Raw genomic sequence first — 23,412 nt, 5'->3', positions numbered from 1 at the left:
AGAAAGACGCCGACCGCGCCCGCAAGCGCCGCCACGATGGGCATTGTTGCACAACGACGGCTTGAGGGGTGACTTCCCCTTTCCCCGTCGACTTCACGCCACGCGGACGATCTCGGCGGTGCCGAGTGCGTTGAAGCGGTTGATGAGGGCAACTCGGATCTGGATTTCGGCGGTCTGGCGGTCCGGGTCTCTTGCCGCGATGCGCTCGCCGAAGGCCTTGAGGCAGCGCATCTTTGCCTCGATCCGGCTTCGGACGTGGTATCCTGTCCATCGCTTCCAGAATGCCCTGCCGTAGTGCCGGGTGGCGCGCAGGGTTTCGTTGCGGGCGATTGCGGCCGGGCAGTCTTCCTTCCACACTCGCCCGTTCTTGCGGATCGGGATGATCGGAATGGCCTGCCGGTCGATGATGGCGCTGTGGCAGCGGCGGGTGTCATAGGCCCCGTCGGCGGTTACGGTGCCGATGTCTTCGCCCTCGGGAATCTGGGCGAGCAGTTCCGGCAGAACCGGGCTGTCGCCATCGCTGCTGGGGGTGAATTCGACCGCCCGGATGTCGGAGGTTGCCGTGTCCATCGCCAGATGCACCTTGCGCCATTGGCGTCTGCCCTGAACACCATGCTTGCGGGCTTGCCATTCGCCATCGCCCAGAAACTTGATGCCAGTGCTGTCCACGAGCAGGTTCAGCGGCCCGTCGGCGCGCCGATAGGGGATCTGGACGGCCAGGGTCTTTTGACGGCGGCACAAGGTCGTGTAATCTGGCACGGCCCAGTCCAGACCCGCCAACTTCAGCAGGCTGGCAACCATTCCCGTCGTTTGCCGCAGCGGCAGCTTGAACAGGACCTTGATGCTCAGGCACAACTGGATCGCGGCATCAGAGAACACCGCTGGGCGACCGGGCTTGCCATCGCGCGTAGCTTCCCAGGCCATGTCCTTGTCCAACCAGATCAGTAGTGACCCACGCTTGCGAAGCGAGGCTGTATAGCTGGACCAGTTCGTCGTGCGATAACGGGCGGGGGATGGTCTGCTCATGCAACCCGTCTAACCACATGGATTCGCAATGTGAATCCTAGCAGGCCGGAGTTCTGCAACAACGCCCTTTTCACTTATCCCGCCGAACAGATTCGCCCGGCGGGCCTATAGAATGAAGGTAACGTCCCCGAGAGCCCTCATGCCTGAACCTGTCACCTTGCCCGAACTTCAGAAGATGCACAGAATGGCCGCCGCGCTTGTCGTGGCTGATCCTGTCTATCTGCCGCTTTTCGAGCGCATCGAGCTGGAGCTGGCCGCCCATCAGGCGAAGGATGATGCAATCAGCCGGGCCCGCGCCATCGCGGCGTGTCACAGAGCCGTAGCCTGAAGCAGTTGCTGCATGTGTTCGAGCGTGGCCCCGTCGCCGTAACGCTCGCGCGACAAGCGATGGCCGAGAATGTCGCGTCTGATCCGGTCATCAATGCCCGCCGCAAGCATCCGGTCTTCGAAGGAATGGCGCAGCGAATAAAGGGTGTGATCGTCGCTTTCCATCAGGCCGTTCTCGCGCAGGAACTTGTTGACCGTCGCGGACAGGCTGGCGCTGCTGTCGCGGTAGCGCGGAAAGCCCTCGGGAAAGGCGCGCAGGGCCTCCAGCGACACGCCCAGCAAGGGAACGATGCGTCGGGCGTGTTTCGTCTTCACCTGCCGACCTTCCGGCTCAATCGAAATGTGCGGGACATTGTGATTGAGCTTGATCGTGTTCACCGTCAGGGCGGCCAGCTCGGAAGGACGGCATCCGGTGTTCACCATCGCAATCAGGATTGCCCGTGCCTCGGGGTTCAGCCCGTCCAGAGCGCCCGGCGCGAGAAGCTTTTCCTTGATCCATTTCACCGAGAAGGGCGGACGTTTCTTTGCATCGCCTTCCTTGAAGGACAGGTCCGAAAGCGGCAGCACCAGACCGAGCCGCTTCATCCGGTTCACGGTCTTCAGCACGTCGCCAAGGTGGATCAGATCCTTGTTTGCGCTGTTCGCTGTCAGATCTTCCTCTTCGAGCCGTTCCATCCACCAGTTGCGGAAGTCGAGCATGTCGTCGCCGGTAATGTCGTGAATCGCCTTGTCGCCGACCACGGCAATGAAGTTCTTCACGGCTTTCACGCGCGGGTTTTTCCAGCGCCGAAGCTGATCCTCGGACTTGCCCAAGGTCTTGTCCTTGGCGAGTGTCCAATAGAGTTCCAGCGCGGCACTGACCGAAAGGGGCGGGGCCTTCTCTGCGCCAAGCAGGGCGGCGGCCTCGCGCATGTCGGGTGTTTCGGGGCTATCCTTGAAGCCGGTAACGGCGGCGAATCTGTCGCGCAGCTCTTCGAGCGGCAGCTTCGCAACTTGTTCGGCGCGCATGTAGCGAAAGCCGCGTGCTTCGGCGAGGTCACGGGCCGCGGCGAAGCGTTCCTGGGCATCGGTGCTGTCACCGGCGAGCTTGGCTTCCCAAGCTGCAACCATCTGTTCCCATGTCGCGGCCTCTTTCGTCTTGGCGACCGAGGGGGAATCCGTGTGCAGACTTATCCAGACGAACTTGCGCGGTTCAACCGAGGCATAGCGTTTCGGAACGCGCCGGTAGAGGTGAAGCGTTCCTTTTACTGAACCGTCGCGCGTTTTGATTGCCATGCTTTGCCCCCGGTGCTTCGGGCGAGTGTATCACAAAATGTAATGCAAAATGTATAGCAGAAGTGGGCGCCTGCATGGGGTGAAAATAGAAAAGCCCTTGAAGATCAAGGGCTTGTCTAACATCAAAACATTGTGAATGGCGGAGCGGAAGGGATTCGAACCCTCGAGACGGTTTCCCGCCTGCACCCTTAGCAGGGGTGTGCCTTCGACCACTCGGCCACCGCTCCGCCTGCCCGTATATGCGGCAAGTGAAGGCAGAACAAGAGCTTTTTCCGTGCGGCGGGTGGCCACAGGCAAATGGTGTGTTTTCGTACCCCGTGACCCGAAACCAGGGGGGGATGCCCCGCCGTGGTATGCGGTGCGCCGGGTGGCGGCCTGAAGAGCCACATCGGCGATGCGCCGGTGCTCCCTGATCTGCTCAGCCAGATTCCGGAGAACCAGGAAATTGGCAGCGTCACGGCAGGCGGCGCCTGCGACACGCGCAGGTGCCATGATGAGATCGCCGAGTGCGGTGCTCATGCCGTCATCCCGCCCCGCAAGAATGAGAAGCCTTGGAAAACCATCATGGACCTCGCGCCGCGCCTTGCACGCCGCAAGGCCCTGGCAGGTCGTTTCGGGGCTGCCCCCCCTTGTGTTTGCGCAGCGCCCAAGGCAGCTTGGCCGGGCTCCGGGGAGGGATCATGCGACTGTCGATTGCGTTTCTTGTGGCGGGCTATGTGCTCAGCCAGTTCTATCGGGCCTGTCTTGCGGTCCTGACGCCGGTTCTGAAGACGGAGCTGGGGGCCTCGGCCGAGGATCTGGCCGTCTCGCTCGGCCTTTGGTATCTGGCCTTCGCCTTGATGCAGATCCCGGTCGGCGAGGCTCTGGACCGGATCGGGCCGCGCCGCACCGTGGGCTGGCTGCTGGCCTTGGGCGGGGGCGGGGGCGCGGCCGCCTTCGCGCTGGCCACCGGGCCCTGGGGCATCCATCTGGCGATGGTGCTGATCGGCATCGGCTGCTCGCCGGTGCTGATGGGGTCTTACTACATCTTTGCGCGCAGCTTCTCGCCCGCGATCTTCGGCACTTTGGCCGCGGCGGTGATCGGCGTCGGCAGTCTGGGCAATCTGGCCGGGGCGGCGCCGCTCGCCGCGGCGATTGCGGCCTTTGGCTGGCGCGGCACGCTCTGGGGGCTGACCGCCATTACCCTGATCGTGGCGCTGGCGATCCTGATCTTTACCCGCGACCCGGAACGCATCGCGCACAAGGGGCAAAAGGGCAATGTGCTCGACATCCTGCGCCTGCCCGGTTTCTGGCTAATCCTGCCCCTGATCTTTGCGAATTACACCGCCGCCGCGGCGATCCGCGGCCTTTGGGCGGGGCCCTGGCTCAGCGCGCTGCACAGCGCCGATGCGGCCCTGATCGGCTCGGTGACGCTGGCGATGGGGGTGGCGATGGTGCTGGGCAATTTCGCCTATGGCCCTGCCGACCGCATCCTTGGCAGCCACAAGCGGGTGGCGATCGTGGGCAATGCGCTGTTGTGTCTGGCCCTGGCCGCGCTGGCCATCGCGCCCGATGCGGGGCTGTGGCAGGCGACGGCGCTGCTGGCCGCGGTGGGGTTCTTTGGCGCCTCCTTCCCGGCTCTGATGGCGCATGGGCGGACCTTCCTGCCGTCGCATCTGCTGGGCCGGGGGGTGACGCTTCTGAACCTGTTTTCCATCGCCGGGGCGGGGATCTGGCTTTTCCTGTCGCGTCCGGTCTTTGCCGTTGCCTCAGGCGCGGGCGATCCGGTGGCGGCTTACCGGGGGCTGTTTTTGTTCTTCCTGATCCCGGTCGTGGCCGGTCTGGCGGTCTATCTGTTCTCGCGCGCCCGCCCGGCATGATCCGGGCGGGTGTTTCGGCACCACTTTCCCGAAACTTTCCCGAACCCCTTTCCAAACCCCCCCGTTTCCGCTAGCGGGGGTCGTTCTTTCGAGAAGGAGGTCCGAATGGGCTACAAGGTCGTCGTCGTCGGAGCCACGGGCAACGTTGGCAAGGAAATGCTGAACATTCTCGCCGAGCGCGAGTTTCCGGTGGACGAAATCGCGGCGCTGGCGTCGCGCAAGTCGCTTGGCACCGAAGTCAGCTTTGGCGACCGAACTCTGAAGACCCAGGACCTCGACACTTTCGATTTCACTGGCTGGGACATCGCGCTTTTCGCGATCGGCTCGGACGCGACCAAGGTCTACGCGCCGAAAGCCGCGTCGCAGGGCTGCGTGGTGATCGACAACTCCTCGCTCTATCGCTACGACCCGGAGATCCCGCTGGTCGTGCCCGAGGTGAACGCCGATGATGTCGTGCGCTACACCAACAAGATGATCATCGCGAACCCGAACTGCTCGACCGCGCAGATGGTGGTGGCGCTCAAGCCGCTGCATGACCGTGCGAAAATCAAGCGCGTCGTGGTCTCGACCTATCAATCGGTCTCGGGCACCGGCAAGGAAGCCATGGACGAGCTGTGGAACCAGACCAAGGGCATGTATGTCCCCGGTCAGGAAGTGGCCCCCAAGGTCTATCCCAAGCAGATCGCCTTCAACGTGATCCCGCATATCGACGTTTTCCTGGATTCCGGCGAGACCAAGGAAGAATGGAAGATGGTGGCCGAGACGAAGAAGATCCTCGATCCGTCGATCAAGGTGACCGCAACCTGCGTGCGCGTGCCGGTCTTTGTTGGCCATTCGGAAGCGGTGAACATCGAGTTCGAGGAATTCCTCGACTGGGAAGAAGCGACCGAGATCCTGCGCGAAGCCCCGGGCGTGCTGGTGGTGGATAAACGCGAAGCGGGCGGCTACATCACGCCGGTCGAATGCGTCGGCGAATATGCCACCTATATCTCGCGCATCCGCCAGGACAGCACGATCGAGAACGGGCTGAACCTGTGGTGCGTCTCGGACAACCTGCGCAAGGGCGCGGCGCTGAACGCGGTGCAGATCGCCGAAGTGCTGGGCCAACGCTGCCTGAAAAAAGGCTGATCACGGGCCACCCGCTGAAACGTGAGGGCGCCCCTTGGGGCGCCCTCTTGCTTTTGTGGGCGAGCCAAGGGACGCTGAGGGCATCTTTTCCCGGGAGGACCCCATGCCCCGTCTGCCGCTTTTCGCCAGCCTTTGTCTGGCCTGCGCCCCTGCAGCGCTGTTCGCCGCGCCTGCCGAGATCCCCGCAACCCTTTCCGCTGTCACGCTTTTCCCCGAAGGGGCGCAGGTGACCCGCAGCCTCTCCGTGCCCGCGGGCGTGACCGAGGTGCTGGTGCCCGATCTGCCCGACGGCACCGATCCGGCCAGTCTGCGCGTGGTGGGCGAGGGGGTGGAGATCGGCGCCGTGACGCTGATGGCGGATCGCGAACCCGCCGCCGCGCGCATGCCCTCGGCCGAGGTCAGCGCGGCCCGCGCCGCGCTTGAGACCGCGCGCGCCGATCTGGCTGTGCAGCAGGACAAGCTGGCTTTGCTGCGCGCAAAGATCACCGCGGCCGAGGCCGAGGCCGATTTCTTCACCGCGCTCGACACCTCGAACACCCCGCCCGACAAGATCGCGGCGCTGGCGCGGACGGTCTCCGAGGGGGTTCTGGCCGCCGAACAGGCCCGGATCGCCGCCCGGGCCGAACTGCGCACGGCGGAAGCGGCGCTGAAACCGGCGAAAGAGGCGGTGGCACGGGCGAAACAGGCGCTCGAGGTGCTGGAAAACCCGAAAAAGGACAGCGATTCCCTGCTGCTGACGGTGTCGGGGGCGGGGACGGTCACGGTGACGACCTTTGTGGCGCAAGCCGGCTGGGCGCCCAGCTACGATGCGCGGCTGGACAGTGCCGCGGGCAAGCTGGCGCTCGATCGCTTCGTGTCGGTGCATCAGGCCTCGGGCGAGGATTGGCGCGGGGTGGCGCTGGTGCTGTCGACTGCGCGGCCCTCGGAGCGCACCGATCCGTCCGAACTCTGGTCGGATCTGCGCCGCATCGGCCCGCCCGCGCCGCCGATGGTGGGGATGGCGGCGCCGAAAGCGGCGATGGACAGCTATGCCGTCCCGGTGATGGAGGCCGCGCCAGCCCCGGCGGCGGGCCGGATGGCGATGGAATTGCAAGGCGAAACGGTGACCTACACCTATCCGGCCGCGGTCGATATCCGTGACGGGGTGGAAGACCTGCGCCTGAAGCTGGATCGGATCGAGACGCCGGTCAAGCTGCTGGCCGAAGCGGTGCCGATGCTCGACGAGACTGCCTATCGCGTCGTCGAAGGGCAGACGGCGGGCGCCGAGCCGATCCTGCCCGGCCCGGCGGTGCTGTGGCTCGATGGCGCAGTGGTGGGGACGGCCGATCTGCCGCTGGTCGCGGCGGGCGACACCTTGCGGCTGGGCTATGGCGCGATTGACGGGCTGCGGCTGAAGCGGGTGATTCCGCAGGCGAACGAGGGCGACCGCGGCCTGATCACGAAATCGAACGAACGGACCGAAACCGCTGAAATCACGGTCGAGAACCTGACCGGCAAGCCCTGGGCGCTGCGGGTGATCGATCGCGTGCCCTATGCCGAGCAGGAGGATCTGCAGATCACCCATGCCGCGACGCCGCCCGCGACGCAGACCGATTACGACGACAAGCGCGGCGTTCTGGCCTGGGATCTCGATCTGGCTGCGGGGGCGACCCAGGCGATCCGGCTGGAGACGAAGATGCGCTGGCCCGCCGATCTGGTGTTGCAGTGAGCCCGGGCCGGGCCTCCGCGCCTGGCCGGAAATGAAAAACCTGACCGGGGGCGTTCTGCCGCCGGTCAGGCCTTGGCCCCGCATGCCGGAGGCCGGATCACGCCGCCATTCTGGCGGTGCAGCGGGGTCGCCTTCAGGCGGCCCGCCCCGGGTGTCGTCCCCTGCCGGTCACACCGACCTCGCGCGGGGCAAGCCCCGCCCGCCGGGTCAGCGCGCCGGGGAAGGGGGCGCGGTATTGCAGCATCAGATCGGACAGCGAATGGCCGATCTCTTCTATCCAGAGCACGAACCGGTCCGAGGGCCATTCGTGCAGTCCAAGCCGTTCCTCCTCGAGCCGCAGCACGAAGCCGGCCTTGCGCAGCTTGGCTTGCAGATCAAGCCATCCCTGCGCCTTGTCGAAGGCGGCGGTGATCACCGCCATCTCGGTTTTTTGCACGACGCTCGGGGCCTCGCGCAGCGCATCGGCCAGCGAGCGTCGGATCAGCTCTGCAGGCGTTTCCTCCTGCAGGCGGGCGACGGCCTCGATCCTGGCGATCAGGTCCGTCGGAAGGCGAAGGGTGACGAGTCGGTGCTGGGTCATGTCCCAAGACTCGCGCATTGACCTTAATACAAGATGAATCGAATTAAGATTGATTCAGATCGGCTCGAAAATTTTGCTCTCCGGGTTGAACTGCCAGAGCATCCCCTCGCCGATGTCGTTCCAAAGCCCGTGCAGGCTCATGTCGCCCGCCTCGACCGCGGCGCGCACGAAGGGGAAAGTCAGCAGGTTTTCCAGGCTGATCACCACCGATTCCTGCTCCAGCGCGGTGATCCGCTCGGCCTCGGCCTTGTCCTTGACCCGTTCGAAACCGGGCCGCAGCAGGTTCAGCCAGGTGCCGACGAAGGAGGTCTTGTCGTCCAGCTCCGGTGCATCGCCCGAACACATCGCATGACAGCCCGCGACGCCGCCGCATTGCGAATGGCCCAGCACGATCACATGCGCCACCCGCAGATTGCGCACCGCATATTCGATCGCCGCCGAGGTGCCGTGGTGATCGCCGTCCGGGTTGTAGGGCGGCACCAGGTTCGCGATGTTGCGGTGGATGAAGAATTCGCCCTCGTCCGCGCCGAAGATCGAGGTGACATGCACGCGACTGTCGCAGCAGGAAATCACCATCGCCCGCGGGTGCTGACCGGCATCGGCCAGGCGGCGATACCAGGGGCGGTTCTCGGTATAGGTGGTGGCGCGCCAGCCGTGGTAGCGGTTGGTCAGGTAGGAGGGCAAGGGCCGCACGTGCTCTTTCATTGTCATCCCCGTCGCAAGTCCCAAACCTGATAGGCGTCAACCCGCTTGAATGCGAGGGTTTTTTCGCCGCGCCTCAACCTTTTCTTGAAACTTGCCGGTCATGTTGGCCGAGGCCGTGGGGGCCGGAATGACCAAGACCAAGACCAAGACGAAGACGGAGGCTGGGGTGAGCGCGATCGAGAAATTGCGGATGGAAGAGCCGGTGCGGCTCGATCCGGACAGGCTGGTGGTTCTTTATGCCGAATTGGGGCAGTTCGCGGCAGAACGGCTGATTGCCGCCGCGATGGAGGATCTGGCCGTGCATCTGGTGGCGGTGCAGCTGGCCGCTCAGGAGCGGCGCCTTGACGTGCTTGATCATGGTGCGGCCGAGATTGCGCGTCTGGCGCGGCAGGTCGGCATGGTGCTTCTGGCCCGGGTGGCGCAGGACCTGCGCGATTGTGTCACGCGGGCCGATGCGGTGGCGCAGGCGGCGGTTCTGGCGCGGCTGGTGCGGCTGGCCGAAACCTCTCTGACGGCGGTCTGGGATTATCAGGACCTGCAGCTCTGAGACCGGCGAACGGGGCTTGCGGGCGGCGGGCGCCGCGCTAGGCTGGCGCGACAGTCGCAGGAGGCCCGAGCATGTCCGATCTTTTCCGTTTCCGTCCCGAGATGCGCTTCGCGCCCGCCGATGCCGGGCCGCGTCCGCTGCATCTGGTCGAGGCGGGGGCAGACCTGCCTGTGGCGCTGACCGCGGCGCAACGGGCCTTTGCCACGGCGCAGGGCTTCACCGGCGCGCTGGGCAGCCTGTGCCTTTTGCCGGACGAGACCGGGGCGGTCGCGGCGGCGCTGTTTGGCTATGGCGATGCGCGCAAACGGGCGCGGGCGCGGTTCCAGCTGGCGGCGGCGGCGGCAAAACTGCCTGCCGGGGCCTGGGCGCTGGCCAGCCCGCTACCGGCCGAGGTGCAGAAATCCGAGGTCCTGGGCTGGCTTCTGGAAGCCTATCGCTACGACCGTTACGGCCCGCAATCCGTGCCCGCGGCGCGGCTGGTGGCGCCTGCGGGCCTTGATGCGCACCGGCTTGAAATCATGGCCGAGGCCGAGGCTTTGGCCCGCGATCTGATCAACACCCCCGCCAATGATCTGGGACCGGATGAGCTGGAAGCCGCCGTCCGCGATCTTGCCGCGCGGCATGGCGCAAAGGTCGCGGTGGTCACCGGCGACGACCTTCTGGCGCAGGGCTATCCGCTGATCCATGCGGTGGGGCGTGCAAGTGCGCGGGCGCCGCGGCTGATCGAGCTGCGCTGGGGCGAGGCTGGCCCCGATCTGGCGCTGGTCGGCAAGGGCGTCTGTTTCGACACCGGCGGGCTGAACCTGAAGACCGGGGCCACGATGGCCCTGATGAAAAAGGACATGGGCGGGGCGGCGAACCAGCTCGCGCTCGCGCATATGATCATGGCGCTGAACCTGCCGGTCAGGCTGCGGCTGCTGGTTCCGGCGGTCGAAAATGCGGTGGCGGGCAATGCGATGCGGCCGGGCGACATCTACACCTCGCGCAAGGGGCTGACGGTCGAGGTCAATGACACCGATGCCGAGGGGCGTCTGATCCTGGCCGATGCGCTGGCCGCCGCCGACGAGGAGGCGCCCGATCTGATCCTGTGCATGGCGACGCTGACCGGCGCGGCGCGGGTGGCCTTGGGCGCCGATCTGCCGCCGTTTTACACCGATGACGACGAGCTGGCGGCGGCGCTGACCGCCTCGGGGCTGCGCAATGGCGATCCGCTCTGGCGGATGCCGTTCTGGGCGCCCTACGAGCCGCTGATCGAGCCGAGCCTTGCAAATCTCGACAACGCGCCTTCGGGCGGCATGGCGGGCTCGATCACCGCCGCGCTCTTCCTGCGCCGCTTCGTCACCGAGACCGAGCGGTTCGCGCATTTCGACCTTTACGCCTGGCAACCCGCCGCCGCGCCGGGCCGGAGCAAGGGCGGGCTGGGGCAGGGCGGCCGCGCGGTGCTGGGCGCGCTCTCCGAGGTGCTGGGGCTGTGACCGACCGCCGTCTGATGCCGTTTTCGGGCCGGGTCGCGCACGCGTCCTTGCGCGGTCAGATCGACGCCCCGGCCTTCACTGCGGGCGAACCGGCGCGGATCGGCGCGATGCTGGTGGATCTGGCGCTGGATCCCGGTGGCCCGCGCGAGCGGCAATGGCTGCATGGCGCCGCGGTCACGGTGATCGACCGGCGCGACGGTTTCGCCTTCGCGCAGGCGGCGTTGGATGGCGCCTGCGGCTGGCTGCCCGAGACTGCGCTGGCCGCGCCGGTGCCCGCCACCCATGTCGTCGCCAGCCGCGGCACGCATCTGTACCGTGAGGCCTTGATCAAGCGTGGCGAGATCGGCGCGCTCAGCCTTGGCGCCCGCGTTGCGGTGCTGGGGCAGGAGGGCGCTTTGGCCCGCACGCCCGATGGCTTCCTTCCCGCCAGCCACCTGCGGCCGCTGGCTGAGCCCGAGCCCGATCCGGTCGCGGTGGCGGAACGGCTGATCGGCACGCCCTATCTCTGGGGCGGCAATTCCGCCGCGGGCATCGATTGTTCGGGCCTTGTGCAGCTTGCCTTCACGCTGGCGGGCCGCGCCTGCCCGGCCGACAGCGACCAGCAGCGCGCCGCCTTTGGCGATGTCCTGCCCGACACCGTGCCGACCGAACGCGGCGATCTGTTCTTCTGGGCCGGTCACGTCGCGATCGCGCTGGATAACGGCACGCTCTTGCATGCCAACGGCCATGCGATGCAGGTCAGCCGCGAGCCGATCGCCGCTTGTCTGGCCCGCATCGCCGCCACCGAGGGCAGCCGCTACTTCGGCCGCAAGCGGCCGCTCTGACGGCGGCGGGTGATTCGCCGCTCACTCCACCGCGCGGATCAGCTTGCGCTCGATCACCCGCAACAGCGGCGCCAGATCGTGGCCGCGCTTCAAAACCTGCCCCTCTGCGCCGATCAGCGCATAGATCCCCTGCCGGTTGCGCAGCGCCGGCCGCTTTTCCAGGCGGTAGAGCGGGCTTTCCATGGTGCGGCGTAAGATCGCAAAGACCGCCGCCTCGCGCCCGAAACTGAGCGCGTAATCGCGCGCGCTGGCCGCCGCGACCATGCGCCCGTAGACCGTCAGGATGGCGCCCAGTTCGCGCCGATCAAAGGTCACCTGCGCGGGCGCGGCGGCGGGTCCGGGGAAGGGCGTGGGCGGCTCGAAGGTCATGGCGAAAGCGTGACAGTCTTGCGTCCGAAAATCAATCCGCCCTTGTTTCACAGGGCTTTCACGCGATTCATCCTGTCTGAAACTTGTCGCGAAAAGGTCTGCAAAATGCCCTTTGACCAGCGCGATTGCGCCGCGATTGGCCCGCAGTCTGGGCCGCGGCGGGAAACGCCGAAAGCCCCGGCGCGCGGTCGACAGCCCCCACCCAGTTCGCGCGCCGGGGCGGCTTTTCGCGGCGAAAGCCCCGCCCCCTCCCGGGCGGGGCTTTCCTTTTCGTGATCATCGGAACGCTTGCCATGTGCCCCCTGCCGCCCTCATTTGGGCGCATGAAGAGGGAGAACTTCATGCAATTGAAACGACGACTGTATGTGGCCATTCATCTTGGCCTGACCGTCGCCTTGGCTCTTGTCGGAGGCATCGTCTATGCCGCCGATGGCGTCAGCAACCCGGAGGTCAGGGCCCGGGTCGAGCTGATGCAGGGCTACAAGGCGCAGATGAAACTTTTGTCCGACGCCGCTTCGGGGGCGCAGCCCTTTGCGGCCGACAAGGTCGCGGCGGCGATTGCGGCGCTGCAGGCGGGGGCCGAAGGTCTGGCCCCGGCCTTCCGCAGCCGGGCCGATGATCCGGCCTCGCAGGCGCTGCCCGAGATCTGGACCGCGCCCTCGGAATTCCGGCAAAAGACCGCGAAGCTGGTGAAGACCACGGCGGCGCTGGACGGGGCGGACAGCGGGGCGCTGGCGGAAACGCTGGCCCCGGTGCAGGCCGCCTGCAAGGATTGTCACGGCCGCTTCAAGCTGCAATGAAAAGGGGGCCGCGGCCCCCTTTGCTTTTCCGGTCTTTTGCTTTTCTAGTCCTGGCTGCGCTCAGCCGCAGATCACGCTGGAAATCCGCCCGTTGTCGTCGATCCAGACGTTCAGCCGCTCTGGGAAGGAATCCATCGTCACCGGCTGGCCGGGAAGGATGACCCGGGTCACGGGGGCCAGATCGCGCCCGTTCAGCACGGATTTCGGCTGTCCGATCAGATCCTGCAGCCCGGCGGCGCCGCAGCTGTCGGGCTGGGGCGCTTTGGTCGCGGACGGCGCGGCGGTGGTGCCCAGCGGCACCGGAACGACCATGAAACAGCCCGCGGTCAGGCTGACCAGCGACAGCGCGGCGATCAGCCGGAGAGGGGCTTTGGCCCGCATCGGCTCAGCCGCAGTCGATGTTGAAGATGTTGCCCTTGGGATCGAGGCGGAACACCACGCGGTGCGAATTGTATTCCTGCGGCTCGATGCCCCGCCATTCGATCACGTTGACCGGATCGGTGATGCCCAGCGTCGGGATGATCGTCGCGGGCTGCCCCAGCGCCGAGGCATAGCGCGCGGCATGGCAGGTGTCGGGCGAGCGGTTTTCCAGCACGCCGGTCTGGAACACCGGCTGCGTCAGATGCGGCACCGGCGCGGGCTCGGCGGCGGCTTCTTCTTCAGGCGAAGGGCCGCAGGCGGTCAGGCTCAGCGCGGCAAGGGCAAGAAGGGCATATTTGGTGAGCATGGTCTTCCATCCGGCAGATGCGGCAAGGCCGCGAAATCGCCCTTTCTATACAGGCCGGAAAGGCGGAAGAGAACCCGGCTTGCAGGGATCGGGCGGCTTTTTCCGTCATTTGCCCAGATAGGCGGCAAGGGCGGGCGGCGGATCGGCCAGAAGGCCCGCGGTGGCGGCGGGCGCATGGGCGATGCCCTCGGCCACCAGCACGGTCTGCGGGCAAAGCGCGATCGCATCGGCGGGCTCGTGGCTGACCATCAGCACGGTGGCGTGCTGCTCGGTGGCGATCTCGGCCACGAGCGCCAGCATGTCGGATTTGAGCGCGGGACCCAGCGCGGCAAAGGGCTCGTCCAGAAGCAGAAGCGGTTTGGCCCGCAGCAGACAGCGCGCCAGCGCCACCCGGCTTTGCTGCCCGCCCGAGAGCGTCGCGGGCCGCCGATCCCCCAGACCCGAAAGCCCGACCCGATCCAGCGCTGCCGCGATCTGCGCGTGATCGGCGCGGGCCAGCCGCAGCTTTGGCGAAATCCCAAGGCCAAGGTTCTGCGCCACGCTCAGATGCGGAAACAGGTTCTGGTCCTGAAACAGGATCGAGAGCGGCCGCGCCCCCGGGGCCAGATCGGTGATGTCGGTGCCGCGCCACAGGACCTGGCCGCGGCGCGGTGCCAGAAACCCCGCCAGCGTCGACAGCAGCGTCGATTTCCCCGCGCCCGAGGCGCCCAAAAGCGCCACCCGCGCCGTTTCGGCAATGGCGAAATCCGCACTCAGGCTAAAATCATCCTGTTCTATCAGGATCTTATCGAGGGTCAGCATGGGCTCCGATCCGGTCAAAGGTGGCATAAAGACCAAAGGTCAGCGCCATCAAAAGGCAGGCGGCGCCCGCGGCCTGATCCATCCGGTAGCTGCCCATCAGCTGATAGACGGCGAGCGGCAGGGTCTGGCTGCGGCCATCCGAGAACAGCGCGATCGCGCCCAGATCGCCCATCGAAAAGGCCGCGGCAATCCCCGCGGCAAAGCCCGTCGGCCGTGCAAGCCGGGGCAGGGTGAGGAAGCGCAGCCGGGCCAGCCCCCGCAGGTTCAGGCTGTCGGCCAGACGGTCGTAATCGGCCTGCAGCGCGCGCACCTCGGGCAGAAGCAGGCGCAGGGCAAAGGGCAGGCTGAGCGCGGCATTGGTCAAAAGCGTCACCGGCAGGGCAAGCGCGGTCGGCGCCACGAAAGGCTGCGCGATCAGGAACAGCCCGGTGCCCAGCACCAGCGAGGAGGCCGCCATCGGCAGCATCGCCGCGGGTTCGGCCCAGATCCGGCGCGGCGCGGCCAAAGCCAGCGGCAGCGCCAGCACCATCGTCAGCGCCGCAGCGCCGATGGCGAGCCAGACCGAGGTGAAAGCCGCCTGCCAGACCTGCCCGGGCAGATCGGCCAGCGCGGGCAGCCCGCGCAGCGCGATGGCGGCCAGCGGGGACAGCAGGAAGGCCGCGGCGGCACTGAGGATCAGCGCATCCCCGATCCGATGCGGCCGCCCCGGCGCCAGCTGCACCGGCAGCGCCCGATCGAGCCCGGCGCCAAAGCCGGGCGGCAGCGTCAGCCGCGCCGCGATGCCCAGCGCCGCCAGCGCCAGCGCCACCTGCAAAGCCGAGAGCGCCGCGGCGCGGCCCAGATCGGCGTCAAAGCGGAAGGCCTGATAGATCGCCACCTCGAGTGTCGAGGCGCGGGGACCGCCGCCCAGCGTCAGCGCGACGGCAAAGGACGACAGGCAGACAAGGAAAATCGCCAGAAAGGCCCCGGGCAGGACGGCGCGCAGCATCCGCGCCTCCAGATGCCGTGCGATCTGCGCCGGGCCAAGGCCAAGCGACAGCGCCAGCCGCACCCGCTCGGCCGGGATCGCCTGCCAGCCCTGCAGCAGCATCCGCGTCGCCAAGGGCAGGTTCAGGAACAGATGGCCGATCACCACCCCCCAGGGGCCGTAAATCGAGACCCCGGGCAGGCCAAGGGCGTCAAGCGCGCCATTGAGCAGCCCGCGACGGCCGAAGATCGCCAGAAGCCCCATCACCGCGACAAGGGTGGGCAACAGGAACGGCGCCCCAAGCGCCGCGATGAACAGGCTGCGGCCGGGAAAGCGGCGCCGGTGCAGCGCCCGGGCGAGCGGGATCGCCAGCAGGCAGGAGAACAGGGCCGAGAGCCCGGCCTGCCAGAGCGTGAAGCGCAACGCCTCCAGATCGGCGGTGGTCAAAGCCGAAAGCCCCCCGGCGCGGAGGATCACCGCGCCGAGGGGGGCCAGCACCAGCGCGGCCACCAGGACCGCCGCCGATGCCGCCGGGATCATTTGCCGAAATTCGCGCGCCATTCTTCCAGCGCCGGGCCGCGCAGCGCCTCGGCCTCGGCTTCGCTGTAAAAGAAGGTTGTCGCGGGCCGGGGCAGGGTGGCGAAGCCCTCGGGCAGGACGCCCGGTTTCTCGATCACCGGATAGGACCAGTTCGCCGTGGCGATCATGCCCTGAAACGTATCTGACAGGACGTAATCCATGAATTTCTGTGCCAGCTCCGGCTGATCCGAGGTTTTCAGCTGTGCCACGAGCTCGGTGTAGAAATAATGCCCCTCGGGGAAGATCGCCGCCGCCTTGCTGTCATCCTGTTCGGCGATGCGGTGATAGGCGGGCGAGGTGGTGAAGGACAGCACCATGTCGGCCTCGCCCTCGGTGAAAAGCCCGTAAGCCTCGGACCAGTCCTGCGTCACCGTCAGCACCTTGGGCGCAAGCTTCGCCCAGGCCTCGCCGGCCTTGTCGCCATAGATGTGCTTGACCCAAAGCAGCAGCGCGAGGCCGGCGGTCGAGGACCGCGGGTCCTGAATGACGACCTTGAAGGCGCCTTCGGGGGCGTCGAGCAGCTCGGCAAAGGATTTCGGCGGGGTGGTCAGTTTCGTCTTGTCATAGACAAAGGCGACCTCGGACCAGTCGAAGGGCAGGAACGTGTCATCTTCCCAGGTGATCGGCAGGGTCAGGCGCGACAGATCCTGATGATGGGGCGCAAACAGGCCCGTGGCGCGGGCGCGGGCGGTGATGTCGGTATTCAGCCCGATTGCCACATCGGCCTCGGTCTTCTCGCCTTCCAGCATCAGCCGCGGCAGCACATCGCCCGCGACGAAGCGCAGATCGCAGCCGCACTCGGCCTCGAAACCCTTTTCAATCGCCGGGCCGGGGCCCCATTCACTGGTAAAATACTCGGGCGCATAGACCGTCAGGACGGGTTTGTCCTCGGCCAGAGCAGGGGTTGCGGCAAGCACGCAACCCGCCAGCATCAGAGCAGTTTTCATCTTTCTCTCCAATGGCTTGACGGGCGGGGTCAGGCCGGGAGAGCGCCCGGATACCTTCCCTCCGCCGGTCTTAACCGGTTCAGGTTCAACGGGTTTGCGCAAGCGCATCTCAGCCCCTGTCAGAGCACCCCGAGGTGGGACGGGACCATAAGGCCCGGCGCGAAAGCCGCAAGCGAAAACTGTGTTTTGCGGGGGGCGAGGGGGCGGGGCGGGGCGCTACTTTTCGGCCTTCTTCTGCCAGCGCCCGCTTTCCTCGCTCCAGTATTGCGCCGCGGTGCCCGCCCCGGTCAGCGCCTTCCACTGATCGCGGGCACGGGCGACGGCGGTTTCGTCGCGGCCGTCAAACAGGATCCAGACCCGTTCGGCCGCCGCCACCTCGGCGGGGGTGACCTCGGCGCCGTCAAGGGTCATCACCGCCTGCCGCCCCTCGGGGCGCGGGGTGGTGGTCAGCAGCACGGGTTGCAGCGCATCATGCGGCCCGCCCGCCAGCCCGTGCGGCAGGAAGTCTTCCTCGGGGCCAAGCCAGAGTTTCTGGTCAAGCCAGTCCATCCGCTCGGGGGACACCCCGCGCAATTCCACCCGCCAGCCCTGCGCCAGCGCGCGGGTGAGCAGCGTTTCGACCACCCCTTCGACCGGCGACTGGGTGACGTGATAGAACAGCGCGGGCATGGGCTCAGGCCTCGAAGCGGCTGCGGATCAGCCGGTCGAGCGTCATCACCCCCCAGCCGGTCGCGCCCTTGGGGGCCAGCGGGCTTTCGCCCGGCGGCAGTGCCACGCCCGCGATGTCGATATGGCACCAGGGCATATCGGGCTTGATGAAGCGCTTCAGGAACGCCGCCGCGGTGATCGCGCCGCCCCAGCGCCCGCCGGAGTTCTTGATATCGGCCAGACGCGACTTGATCAGCGGATCATAGCCGGGCGTCAGCGGCATCGGCCAAGCGCCTTCGCCCTCGGCCTTCGCGGCGCTCAGAAGATCGCCCGCAAGCTTGTCGTCATTGCTGAAAATGCCCGCATGATCATGGCCAAGCGCCACGATGATCGCGCCGGTCAGCGTCGCCAGATCGATCACTGCGGCGGGGGCGAAACGCTCCTGCGCATACCAAAGCACATCGGCCAGAACCATCCGCCCCTCGGCATCGGTGTTGACCACTTCGATCGTGTCGCCTTTCAGGCTCTTGACGATATCGCCCGGCCTTTGCGCCCGCCCGTCGGGCATGTTCTCGACCAGACCGACCAGCCCCACGACATTGGCGCGGGCCTTGCGCAGCGCCAGCGTGCGCATCACGCCCGCGACAACGGCCGCGCCACCCATGTCCATCGTCATTTCTTCCATGCCCGCCGCGGGTTTGATCGAGATGCCGCCGCTGTCGAAGCAGACGCCCTTGCCGACCAGCGCCAAGGGCGCGGCATCGGGCTCGCCGCCCTGCCAGCGCATCACCACGACCTTCGACGGGCTGGCCGACCCTTGGCCCACCGCCAAGAGCGCGCGGAAGCCGAGTTCCTCCAGCGCGTCCTCGTCGAGGATCTCGACTTCAAGGCCCAGCTCGTGCATCGCCGCCAGCCGCGCGGCGAAATCGTCGGTGGTCAGGATATTGGCCGGTTCGTTCACCAGATCGCGGGTGAAAAAGACGCCTTCGGCCAGCGCGGCATGCGGCGCGGCCGCGGCGGCGACGGCCTCGGGGGCCGCCACCATCATCTCGACCGGGCCGAAGGGCTTTTTCGGCTCGCTCAGGTAATCGAAACGGTAGGCCCGCAGCGCCAGACCAAAGGAAATGTCGGCGGCGCGCGGATGCGCTTCGGCAATCACCAGAGCGCCTTTCTCGCCAAGCCCCTTGGCGATGCTTGCGCCCGCCTTGCGCGCCTCGGCCACGCCGGCGCGGCGGTCCAGCTTCACCAGGGCCAGCGTCTCGCAGGCCAGCCCGCCCGGAAAGCCCAGATCGAGCGAATCACCCACCGCCAGCTTGCCCCAGCCCTCGGAGGCCAGCGCCCGCCGCACCGCGCCCCGCGTCAGCCGGTCCAGCTTGCGCCCCATCACGCCGAGCTTGCCCTCGGGCGGCACGATCAGCGCCAGACGGCCTTCACGGGCGGCAAGGGTCTCGGCATCGGAGGCGGTGAAACGAAGGGCGACGGGGTGGATCATGGCAGTCCCTGCGGCTGGTTGGTTCGGCGCAAGCCTAAGCGGCGCCACCGCGCTTGTATAGCCGTGCGATGATGGGCGGGAAGCTGCACCGGCCCGGGTCTTCGGGCTTTTCCCGGCTGTGATCCCGCGCTAGAGAGGGGCAAACCCCGCGGGAGAGATCCGACATTGAAACGCCTGGACCGATATCTCCTGTCCCAGCTGATGGCGATCTTCGGATTCTTCGCGCTGGTGCTGGTCTCGGTCTATTGGGTGAACCGGGCGGTGCTTTTGTTCGACAAGCTGATCGGTGACGGCCAGTCCGCCTGGGTGGTGCTGGAATTCACCGCGCTGACCCTGCCCAAGGTGATTTCGCTGGTGCTGCCGGTGGCGGCCTTTGCCGCCGTCCTTTACGCGATCAACCGGCTTTCGGGCGAATCCGAGCTGGTGGTGATGCAATCGGCGGGGGCGAGCCCGTGGCGGCTGGCGCGGCCGGTCGCGGTCTTCGGGCTGATTGTCGCGGCGCTGATGCTGGTGCTGGTGCATGAGCTTGTGCCCGCCGCCCGCGCGCGGCTGGCCGAGCGGCAGGCGCAGGTGTCGCAAGATGTCACCGCGCGCTTTCTGACCGAGGGCAGTTTCCAGACCCCCACCGCGGGCATCACCGTCTATATCCGCGAGATTTCCGATCTGGGCGAGCTTCTGGACATTTTCCTTTATGATGCCCGCGGCGAGAGCGCCGAGACGATCTATACCGCCGAAAAGGCGCTGATCGTGCCCTCGGAGGCCGGGCCGAAGCTCGTCATGTTCGATGGCACGGCGCAGACGCTGCGGCCTTCGGACGGCTCGCTGGCGCTGACGCGCTTTGCCGATTTCACCTATGATCTGGGCGGCGCGATCGGCACCGGCCTGCGCGGGCGCATCGACTGGGAAGAGGTGCCCAGCCGCGATCTGATCGCGCCGGGGCCGGAGCTGCTGGCGGCGACCGGCTCGACGATGGCGGCGGCGCGGCTGGAGTTGCATGACCGGCTGGCGCAGCCGCTTCTGGCGCCGGTGGCGGCGCTGATCGCGGTGGCGGCGATGATGCTGGGCGGGTTTTCGCGGCTGGGGCTGTGGCGGCAGATCGGGCTGGCGGTGCTGGCGCTGATCGGGCTGCAGTCGCTGTCCAATCTGGCCACCTCGATGACCCGCGCCGATCCCGAGCTTTGGGCGCTGCCTTACATGCCCGCGCTGGCCGGGCTTGCGGGGGTGGTGCTGGCGCTGTCCTGGGCCGGGCGGCGGCGCAGGTCGCCCCCCCTGACGGCGGCGGAGGGCCGGGCATGACGCTGTCGCTTTATATCGCGCGCCGTTTCGGGCAGGCCTTTCTGATCGTCGCCGGGGCGTTCTGGGGGGTGCTGTTCCTGATCGAGATGGTCGAGCAGATCCGCCGTCTCGACCCCGCCCGCGGCGCGCTGTCGGATGCGGCGCGGCTGGCGGCGCTGTCGGTGCCCTCGACGCTTTACACGATCTTTCCGCTCGTCGTCATGCTCTCGGGCGTGGTCGCTTTTCTCGGTCTGGCGCGGTCTTCGGAACTGGTGGTGATCCGTGCCGCCGGGCGCTCGGCCTTGCGGATGCTGCTGGCGCCGGTGACGGTGGCTTTGCTGATCGGCGTCCTGCTGGTCGCGGTCGGCAATCCGATCGTTTCCGCCACCAGCCAGCGCGCCGAGGAGATCGAGGGCCAGCTGCGCGCCGAGGGCCGCCAGACCGTCTCGATCGGCCGCGAGGGGCTGTGGATGCGCCAGGGCACCGCCGATGGCGGGCAGGCGGTGATCCATGCGATGCGCGGCAATGCCGATGCCACCGCGCTTTACCAGGTCACCTTCCTGCTGTTCGACGCCAAGGCCGGGCCGGTGCGCCGGATCGATGCCGCCTCGGCCTGGCTGACGCCCGGGTCCTGGGTGCTGACAGAGGCGAAGGACTGGCCGCTGGGCCGCTCGACCAACCCCGAACGCGACGCGACGCGGGCGCGGACGCTCTCGCTGCCCTCGACGCTGACCGCCGAAAGCATCGCCGACAGTTTCGGCGCCCCCTCGGCGATGCCGATCTGGGAATTGCCGGGCTTCATCCGCGCGCTGGAGGAGGCGGGCTTTTCCGCGCGCCGCCATATCGTCTGGCTGCAGGTGGAGCTGGCGCAGCCGCTGATGCTCGCCGCGATGGTGCTGGTGGCGGCCGGCTTCACCCTGCGTCCGGCGCGCTTTGGCGGCACCGGCGGGCGGGTGATGCTGGCGCTTCTGGCCGGACTTGCGCTATTCTTCCTGCGCAATATCGCTCAGGTTCTGGGAGACAACGGGCAGATCCCCGCCGCGCTGGCGGCCTGGGCGCCGCCCGCCATCGCCCTGATGCTGGCGCTGACGCTGGTTCTGCAGCAGGAGGAGGGATGATGCGCAACCGCCGCTTGCGGCACTGGACGCTTGGTTCGGCGCTCGGTTCGGCTCTGGCGCTGACGCTTGCCGTCCCGGCGCAGCCGCAGACCCCGGCCGCGCCCGCCCCCGCGCTGGCGGCTCCGCTTTATTCCGATGCCGCGACGCTGCTCGCCGACCGGATCGAGGTCACCGGCACCGACCGGCTGATCGCCTCGGGCCATGTCGAGGTCTATTGGCGCGAACACCGGCTGACCGCCGACCGCATCCTCTATGACAAGGCCAGCGACCGGCTGGCGATCGAGGGGCCGATCCGGCTGGTGCAGCCGGGAGCGACCGGCTCGGTGATCCTTGCCGATACCGCCGAGCTGAGCCGCGATCTGCAAAACGGCGTGCTGAGCGGCGCGCGGATGGTGCTGTCGCGCGAATTGCAGCTGGCGGCGAACCGGATGGAGCGGCAGGACGGCACCCGCACCGTGCTGCGCGAGGTCGTGGCCTCCTCGTGCAAGGTCTGTCTGACCGATCCCGAACCTTTGTGGGAGATCCGCGCCCGCACCATCACCCATGACACCGAAACGCGCCAGCTTCTGTTTGAAAGCGCGCAGTTCCGTGCCATGGGCGTGCCGCTGGTCTGGTTGCCGCGGCTGCGCATGCCCGATCCGACGGTGGAGCGGATGTCGGGCGTGCTGCGTCCGACCCTGCGCACCACCTCGCTTCTGGGGCCGGGGCTCAAGGTGCCCTATTTCCTGACCTTCGGCCCCTCGGCCGATCTGACGGTGACGCCCTATCTGTCGGCGAATTACACCCGCACGCTCGGGCTGCGCTACCGTCAGGCGCTGCGCAGCGGTAGTTTCGAGATCGAGGGCGCGGCGAGCCGCGATTCCATCCGCGAGGGCAAGACCCGCGGCTATCTGTTCGGCACCGGCACTTTCGCGCTGCCCGCCGGTTACACGCTCGGGCTGCAGCTGCGGATGGTCTCGGACCCGTCCTATCTGCTCAATTACGACGTGACCGAGGATGACCGGCTGTGGTCGGGGGTGACGCTGGACAGGGTGCGCCGCGACGAGTTGATCCGGGCGAAGATCGGCAAGACCCATTCGCTGCGCGAGAGCGAAAGCAACGAGACCGAGCCGATGCGCTCGGCCGATGCCGCCTGGACCCGGGTCTGGCGGCCCGGGCTGATCGGCGGCGAGCTGAGCTTCGAGGGCAGCCTGCATGCGCATTGGCGGGCCTCGGGCCTGGCGACGGACGGGCCGGATGCCGGTGATGCCGCCGACGGGCGCGACATGACGCGGCTTTCGGGCGTGGCGGAATGGCGGCGGAACTGGCTTCTGGGCGGCGGCCTGCTCGCCGCGCTGGAGGGCGAGCTGGCGATCGACGCGACGGCGGTGCGGCAGGACAAGGATTTTTCCGGCGAAAGCCTGCGCGCGCTGCCCTCGCTTGGGGTCGAGCTGCGCTGGCCTTTGGTGAAAAGCGAGGGCCGCGCGGTGCAGGTGATCGAGCCGGTGGCGCAGATCATCTGGAGCGGCAAGAGCCTGAAACAGCTGCCCGACGAGGACAGCCTGCTGACCGAATTCGACGAGGGCAACCTGTTTGACTTTTCCCGCTATCCGGGCGGGGACCGGCGCGAACGCGGCACGCGGGCGAACCTTGGCCTGAGCTGGACGCGGCATGATGCCTCGGGCTGGTCGCTGGGGCTGACGGCGGGGCGGGTGTTCCGGCTGGATGACCTTGGCGATTTCGTCGAAGGCTCGGGGCTTTCGGGCACCAGTTCGGACTGGCTGATCGCCACGCATCTGAGCACGGCGGGCGGGCTGGTGGTGTCGAACCGGATGCTGGTCGATGACGATCTGGACTTTGACCGCGATGAATTGCGGCTGGCCTATCTGGGCGAGCGGGCAAAGGTGGCGGCGGGCTATCTGTGGATGCGCGAGTTCGGGGCGGTGTCGAAAACCTCGGAGCTTTTGTTCGAATCCGACTGGCAGCTGCGCCGCGGCTGGTCAACCGGTTTCGACACCCGCTACGACCTGATCGCCGACCGCGCCGCAAGGGCCGCGCTGGGGCTGCAATATTCAAACGAATGCGTCACCGTCGATCTTTCCCTCTCGCGCCGGTTCACGTCCTCTACTAGTGTGGAGCCCGAAACCGACTTCGGCCTGTCGGTCACGCTGGCGGGCTTTGGCGCCGGATCGGGCGGCAACCGGACCGAGCGGGTCTGCCGGCGCTGAAACCGGGCCCGGATGCGCGGCCCGCGCA

Annotated in this window: 23 protein-coding genes, 1 tRNA gene, 1 pseudogene and 1 riboswitch; of the genes and pseudogenes, 12 read left to right on the top strand and 13 right to left on the bottom strand. The window is 67.4% G+C overall.

Annotation, left to right across the window (positions count from 1 at the left end; translation table 11 throughout):
- Positions 1 to 93: 93 nt before the first annotated feature.
- A complete protein-coding gene (locus tag AC4PTB_RS13100; protein WP_492190371.1) occupies positions 94 to 1,026 on the bottom strand; it encodes an IS5 family transposase in 933 nt (310 codons plus the stop codon).
- A gap of 139 nt (positions 1,027 to 1,165) precedes the next feature.
- Here AC4PTB_RS13100 and AC4PTB_RS13095 point away from each other — a divergent pair, with 139 nt between their 5' ends.
- Positions 1,166 to 1,354, top strand: a complete 189-nt coding sequence (locus tag AC4PTB_RS13095; protein ID WP_444460532.1) for a hypothetical protein — start codon at positions 1,166 to 1,168, stop codon at positions 1,352 to 1,354.
- Here AC4PTB_RS13095 and AC4PTB_RS13090 read toward each other — a convergent pair.
- Positions 1,336 to 2,628 carry a tyrosine-type recombinase/integrase gene (locus AC4PTB_RS13090; protein ID WP_492190370.1) on the bottom strand — a complete coding sequence of 431 codons (1,293 nt, stop codon included), beginning with the start codon at positions 2,626 to 2,628 and terminating at the stop codon, positions 1,336 to 1,338. The genes AC4PTB_RS13095 and AC4PTB_RS13090 overlap by 19 nt on opposite strands.
- 137 nt (positions 2,629 to 2,765) lie before the next feature.
- Positions 2,766 to 2,855 (bottom strand) — tRNA-Ser (locus tag AC4PTB_RS13085).
- A 154-nt stretch (positions 2,856 to 3,009) separates the two neighbouring features.
- Between AC4PTB_RS13085 and AC4PTB_RS13080 the strand changes: the two are divergent.
- The 4 genes and pseudogenes from AC4PTB_RS13080 to AC4PTB_RS13065 all read left to right on the top strand — a co-directional run.
- Positions 3,010 to 3,231 (top strand): annotated as a pseudogene (locus AC4PTB_RS13080) (transposase); the annotation flags it as partial.
- A gap of 77 nt (positions 3,232 to 3,308) precedes the next feature.
- The gene (locus tag AC4PTB_RS13075; protein WP_492190369.1) at positions 3,309 to 4,487 is read left to right on the top strand and encodes an MFS transporter; all 1,179 of its coding nucleotides are present in this window, start codon (positions 3,309 to 3,311) and stop codon (positions 4,485 to 4,487) included.
- Positions 4,488 to 4,592: 105 nt separating this feature from the next.
- Entirely contained in the window at positions 4,593 to 5,615 is a 1,023-nt protein-coding gene (locus AC4PTB_RS13070; protein WP_492190368.1) for an aspartate-semialdehyde dehydrogenase, read from the top strand.
- A 103-nt stretch (positions 5,616 to 5,718) separates the two neighbouring features.
- Positions 5,719 to 7,323, top strand: coding sequence for a DUF4139 domain-containing protein (locus tag AC4PTB_RS13065; protein WP_492190367.1), 1,605 nt, complete (start codon positions 5,719 to 5,721; stop codon positions 7,321 to 7,323).
- A gap of 133 nt (positions 7,324 to 7,456) precedes the next feature.
- On the opposite strand, the gene AC4PTB_RS13060 is transcribed toward AC4PTB_RS13065, so the two are convergent.
- Entirely contained in the window at positions 7,457 to 7,903 is a 447-nt protein-coding gene (locus AC4PTB_RS13060; RefSeq protein WP_492190366.1) for a hypothetical protein, read from the bottom strand.
- Positions 7,904 to 7,957: 54 nt separating this feature from the next.
- A complete protein-coding gene (locus AC4PTB_RS13055) occupies positions 7,958 to 8,608 on the bottom strand; it encodes a carbonic anhydrase (protein ID WP_492190365.1) in 651 nt (216 codons plus the stop codon).
- A gap of 127 nt (positions 8,609 to 8,735) precedes the next feature.
- Between AC4PTB_RS13055 and AC4PTB_RS13050 the strand changes: the two genes are divergently transcribed.
- From AC4PTB_RS13050 to AC4PTB_RS13040, 3 genes are all read left to right on the top strand, one after another.
- Complete coding sequence (locus AC4PTB_RS13050) at positions 8,736 to 9,155, top strand: hypothetical protein (protein ID WP_492190364.1); 420 nt, start codon at positions 8,736 to 8,738, stop codon at positions 9,153 to 9,155.
- Positions 9,156 to 9,226: 71 nt separating this feature from the next.
- Positions 9,227 to 10,630, top strand: a complete 1,404-nt coding sequence (locus AC4PTB_RS13045) for a leucyl aminopeptidase family protein (protein ID WP_492190363.1) — start codon at positions 9,227 to 9,229, stop codon at positions 10,628 to 10,630.
- Positions 10,627 to 11,454 carry a C40 family peptidase gene (locus AC4PTB_RS13040; protein ID WP_492190362.1) on the top strand — a complete coding sequence of 276 codons (828 nt, stop codon included), beginning with the start codon at positions 10,627 to 10,629 and terminating at the stop codon, positions 11,452 to 11,454. Before AC4PTB_RS13045 ends, AC4PTB_RS13040 begins: the two co-directional genes overlap by 4 nt.
- A 21-nt stretch (positions 11,455 to 11,475) precedes the next feature.
- Here the strand turns inward: AC4PTB_RS13040 and AC4PTB_RS13035 are convergent, their stop codons facing one another.
- On the bottom strand, positions 11,476 to 11,823 hold the full coding sequence (locus AC4PTB_RS13035; RefSeq protein WP_492190361.1) for a DUF2794 domain-containing protein: 348 nt from the start codon (positions 11,821 to 11,823) through the stop codon (positions 11,476 to 11,478).
- 341 nt (positions 11,824 to 12,164) lie between these two features.
- Here AC4PTB_RS13035 and AC4PTB_RS13030 point away from each other — a divergent pair, with 341 nt between their 5' ends.
- The gene (locus AC4PTB_RS13030; RefSeq protein WP_492190360.1) at positions 12,165 to 12,623 is read left to right on the top strand and encodes a cytochrome c; all 459 of its coding nucleotides are present in this window, start codon (positions 12,165 to 12,167) and stop codon (positions 12,621 to 12,623) included.
- 60 nt (positions 12,624 to 12,683) lie between these two features.
- Here the strand turns inward: AC4PTB_RS13030 and AC4PTB_RS13025 are convergent, their stop codons facing one another.
- The 7 genes from AC4PTB_RS13025 to AC4PTB_RS12995 form a co-directional block, all read right to left on the bottom strand.
- Positions 12,684 to 13,004: an I78 family peptidase inhibitor gene (locus AC4PTB_RS13025; protein WP_492190359.1), complete on the bottom strand. Its 321-nt coding sequence runs from the start codon at positions 13,002 to 13,004 to the stop codon at positions 12,684 to 12,686.
- Between the two features lie 4 nt (positions 13,005 to 13,008).
- Positions 13,009 to 13,350: a hypothetical protein gene (locus AC4PTB_RS13020; protein WP_492190358.1), complete on the bottom strand. Its 342-nt coding sequence runs from the start codon at positions 13,348 to 13,350 to the stop codon at positions 13,009 to 13,011.
- Between the two features lie 105 nt (positions 13,351 to 13,455).
- Positions 13,456 to 14,151, bottom strand: coding sequence for a thiamine ABC transporter ATP-binding protein (locus AC4PTB_RS13015; RefSeq protein ID WP_492190357.1), 696 nt, complete (start codon positions 14,149 to 14,151; stop codon positions 13,456 to 13,458).
- On the bottom strand, positions 14,135 to 15,679 hold the full coding sequence (locus AC4PTB_RS13010; protein WP_492190356.1) for a thiamine/thiamine pyrophosphate ABC transporter permease ThiP: 1,545 nt from the start codon (positions 15,677 to 15,679) through the stop codon (positions 14,135 to 14,137). The genes AC4PTB_RS13015 and AC4PTB_RS13010 overlap by 17 nt, the downstream gene beginning before the upstream one ends.
- Positions 15,655 to 16,644 carry a thiamine ABC transporter substrate binding subunit gene (gene thiB / locus AC4PTB_RS13005; protein ID WP_492190355.1) on the bottom strand — a complete coding sequence of 330 codons (990 nt, stop codon included), beginning with the start codon at positions 16,642 to 16,644 and terminating at the stop codon, positions 15,655 to 15,657. The genes AC4PTB_RS13010 and thiB overlap by 25 nt, the downstream gene beginning before the upstream one ends.
- A 39-nt stretch (positions 16,645 to 16,683) precedes the next feature.
- Positions 16,684 to 16,786, bottom strand: a riboswitch (TPP riboswitch).
- Between the two features lie 74 nt (positions 16,787 to 16,860).
- Positions 16,861 to 17,313: a DNA polymerase III subunit chi gene (locus AC4PTB_RS13000; protein ID WP_492190354.1), complete on the bottom strand. Its 453-nt coding sequence runs from the start codon at positions 17,311 to 17,313 to the stop codon at positions 16,861 to 16,863.
- Between the two features lie 4 nt (positions 17,314 to 17,317).
- On the bottom strand, positions 17,318 to 18,784 hold the full coding sequence (locus AC4PTB_RS12995; protein ID WP_492190353.1) for a leucyl aminopeptidase: 1,467 nt from the start codon (positions 18,782 to 18,784) through the stop codon (positions 17,318 to 17,320).
- A 165-nt stretch (positions 18,785 to 18,949) separates the two neighbouring features.
- Between AC4PTB_RS12995 and lptF the strand changes: the two genes are divergently transcribed.
- Genes lptF through AC4PTB_RS12980 form a run of 3 tightly spaced genes read left to right on the top strand, consistent with a single transcriptional unit; the run spans position 18,950 to position 23,384 of the window.
- Positions 18,950 to 20,080 (top strand): LPS export ABC transporter permease LptF, encoded by a 1,131-nt coding sequence (lptF, locus tag AC4PTB_RS12990; protein ID WP_492190352.1) that lies wholly within the window; start codon positions 18,950 to 18,952, stop codon positions 20,078 to 20,080.
- A complete protein-coding gene (lptG, locus tag AC4PTB_RS12985; protein ID WP_492190351.1) occupies positions 20,077 to 21,177 on the top strand; it encodes an LPS export ABC transporter permease LptG in 1,101 nt (366 codons plus the stop codon). The genes lptF and lptG overlap by 4 nt, the downstream gene beginning before the upstream one ends.
- Complete coding sequence (locus AC4PTB_RS12980) at positions 21,177 to 23,384, top strand: LPS-assembly protein LptD (protein WP_492190350.1); 2,208 nt, start codon at positions 21,177 to 21,179, stop codon at positions 23,382 to 23,384. The genes lptG and AC4PTB_RS12980 overlap by 1 nt, the downstream gene beginning before the upstream one ends.
- Positions 23,385 to 23,412: the final 28 nt, after the last annotated feature.

The sequence above is a fragment of the Rhodobacter sp. 4.3.4 genome, from assembly GCF_058724655.1.
Note: the sequence above shows the minus strand (reverse complement) of the source record. Positions and strands in the feature narration are given on the sequence as shown.

Bases quoted from the DNA above. Each gene is read 5' to 3' on its own strand.
- AC4PTB_RS13100 (WP_492190371.1), bottom strand. From the start codon at position 1,026: ATGAGCAGACCATCCCCCGCCCGTTATCGCACGACGAACTGGTCCAGC.
- AC4PTB_RS13095 (WP_444460532.1), top strand. From the start codon at position 1,166: ATGCCTGAACCTGTCACCTTGCCCGAACTTCAGAAGATGCACAGAATG.
- AC4PTB_RS13090 (WP_492190370.1), bottom strand. From the start codon at position 2,628: ATGGCAATCAAAACGCGCGACGGTTCAGTAAAAGGAACGCTTCACCTC.
- AC4PTB_RS13075 (WP_492190369.1), top strand. From the start codon at position 3,309: ATGCGACTGTCGATTGCGTTTCTTGTGGCGGGCTATGTGCTCAGCCAG.
- AC4PTB_RS13070 (WP_492190368.1), top strand. From the start codon at position 4,593: ATGGGCTACAAGGTCGTCGTCGTCGGAGCCACGGGCAACGTTGGCAAG.
- AC4PTB_RS13065 (WP_492190367.1), top strand. From the start codon at position 5,719: ATGCCCCGTCTGCCGCTTTTCGCCAGCCTTTGTCTGGCCTGCGCCCCT.
- AC4PTB_RS13060 (WP_492190366.1), bottom strand. From the start codon at position 7,903: ATGACCCAGCACCGACTCGTCACCCTTCGCCTTCCGACGGACCTGATC.
- AC4PTB_RS13055 (WP_492190365.1), bottom strand. From the start codon at position 8,608: ATGAAAGAGCACGTGCGGCCCTTGCCCTCCTACCTGACCAACCGCTAC.
- AC4PTB_RS13050 (WP_492190364.1), top strand. From the start codon at position 8,736: ATGACCAAGACCAAGACCAAGACGAAGACGGAGGCTGGGGTGAGCGCG.
- AC4PTB_RS13045 (WP_492190363.1), top strand. From the start codon at position 9,227: ATGTCCGATCTTTTCCGTTTCCGTCCCGAGATGCGCTTCGCGCCCGCC.
- AC4PTB_RS13035 (WP_492190361.1), bottom strand. From the start codon at position 11,823: ATGACCTTCGAGCCGCCCACGCCCTTCCCCGGACCCGCCGCCGCGCCC.
- AC4PTB_RS13030 (WP_492190360.1), top strand. From the start codon at position 12,165: ATGCAATTGAAACGACGACTGTATGTGGCCATTCATCTTGGCCTGACC.
- AC4PTB_RS13025 (WP_492190359.1), bottom strand. From the start codon at position 13,004: ATGCGGGCCAAAGCCCCTCTCCGGCTGATCGCCGCGCTGTCGCTGGTC.
- AC4PTB_RS13020 (WP_492190358.1), bottom strand. From the start codon at position 13,350: ATGCTCACCAAATATGCCCTTCTTGCCCTTGCCGCGCTGAGCCTGACC.
- AC4PTB_RS13015 (WP_492190357.1), bottom strand. From the start codon at position 14,151: ATGCTGACCCTCGATAAGATCCTGATAGAACAGGATGATTTTAGCCTG.
- AC4PTB_RS13010 (WP_492190356.1), bottom strand. From the start codon at position 15,679: ATGGCGCGCGAATTTCGGCAAATGATCCCGGCGGCATCGGCGGCGGTC.
- thiB (WP_492190355.1), bottom strand. From the start codon at position 16,644: ATGAAAACTGCTCTGATGCTGGCGGGTTGCGTGCTTGCCGCAACCCCT.
- AC4PTB_RS13000 (WP_492190354.1), bottom strand. From the start codon at position 17,313: ATGCCCGCGCTGTTCTATCACGTCACCCAGTCGCCGGTCGAAGGGGTG.
- AC4PTB_RS12995 (WP_492190353.1), bottom strand. From the start codon at position 18,784: ATGATCCACCCCGTCGCCCTTCGTTTCACCGCCTCCGATGCCGAGACC.
- lptG (WP_492190351.1), top strand. From the start codon at position 20,077: ATGACGCTGTCGCTTTATATCGCGCGCCGTTTCGGGCAGGCCTTTCTG.
- AC4PTB_RS12980 (WP_492190350.1), top strand. From the start codon at position 21,177: ATGCGCAACCGCCGCTTGCGGCACTGGACGCTTGGTTCGGCGCTCGGT.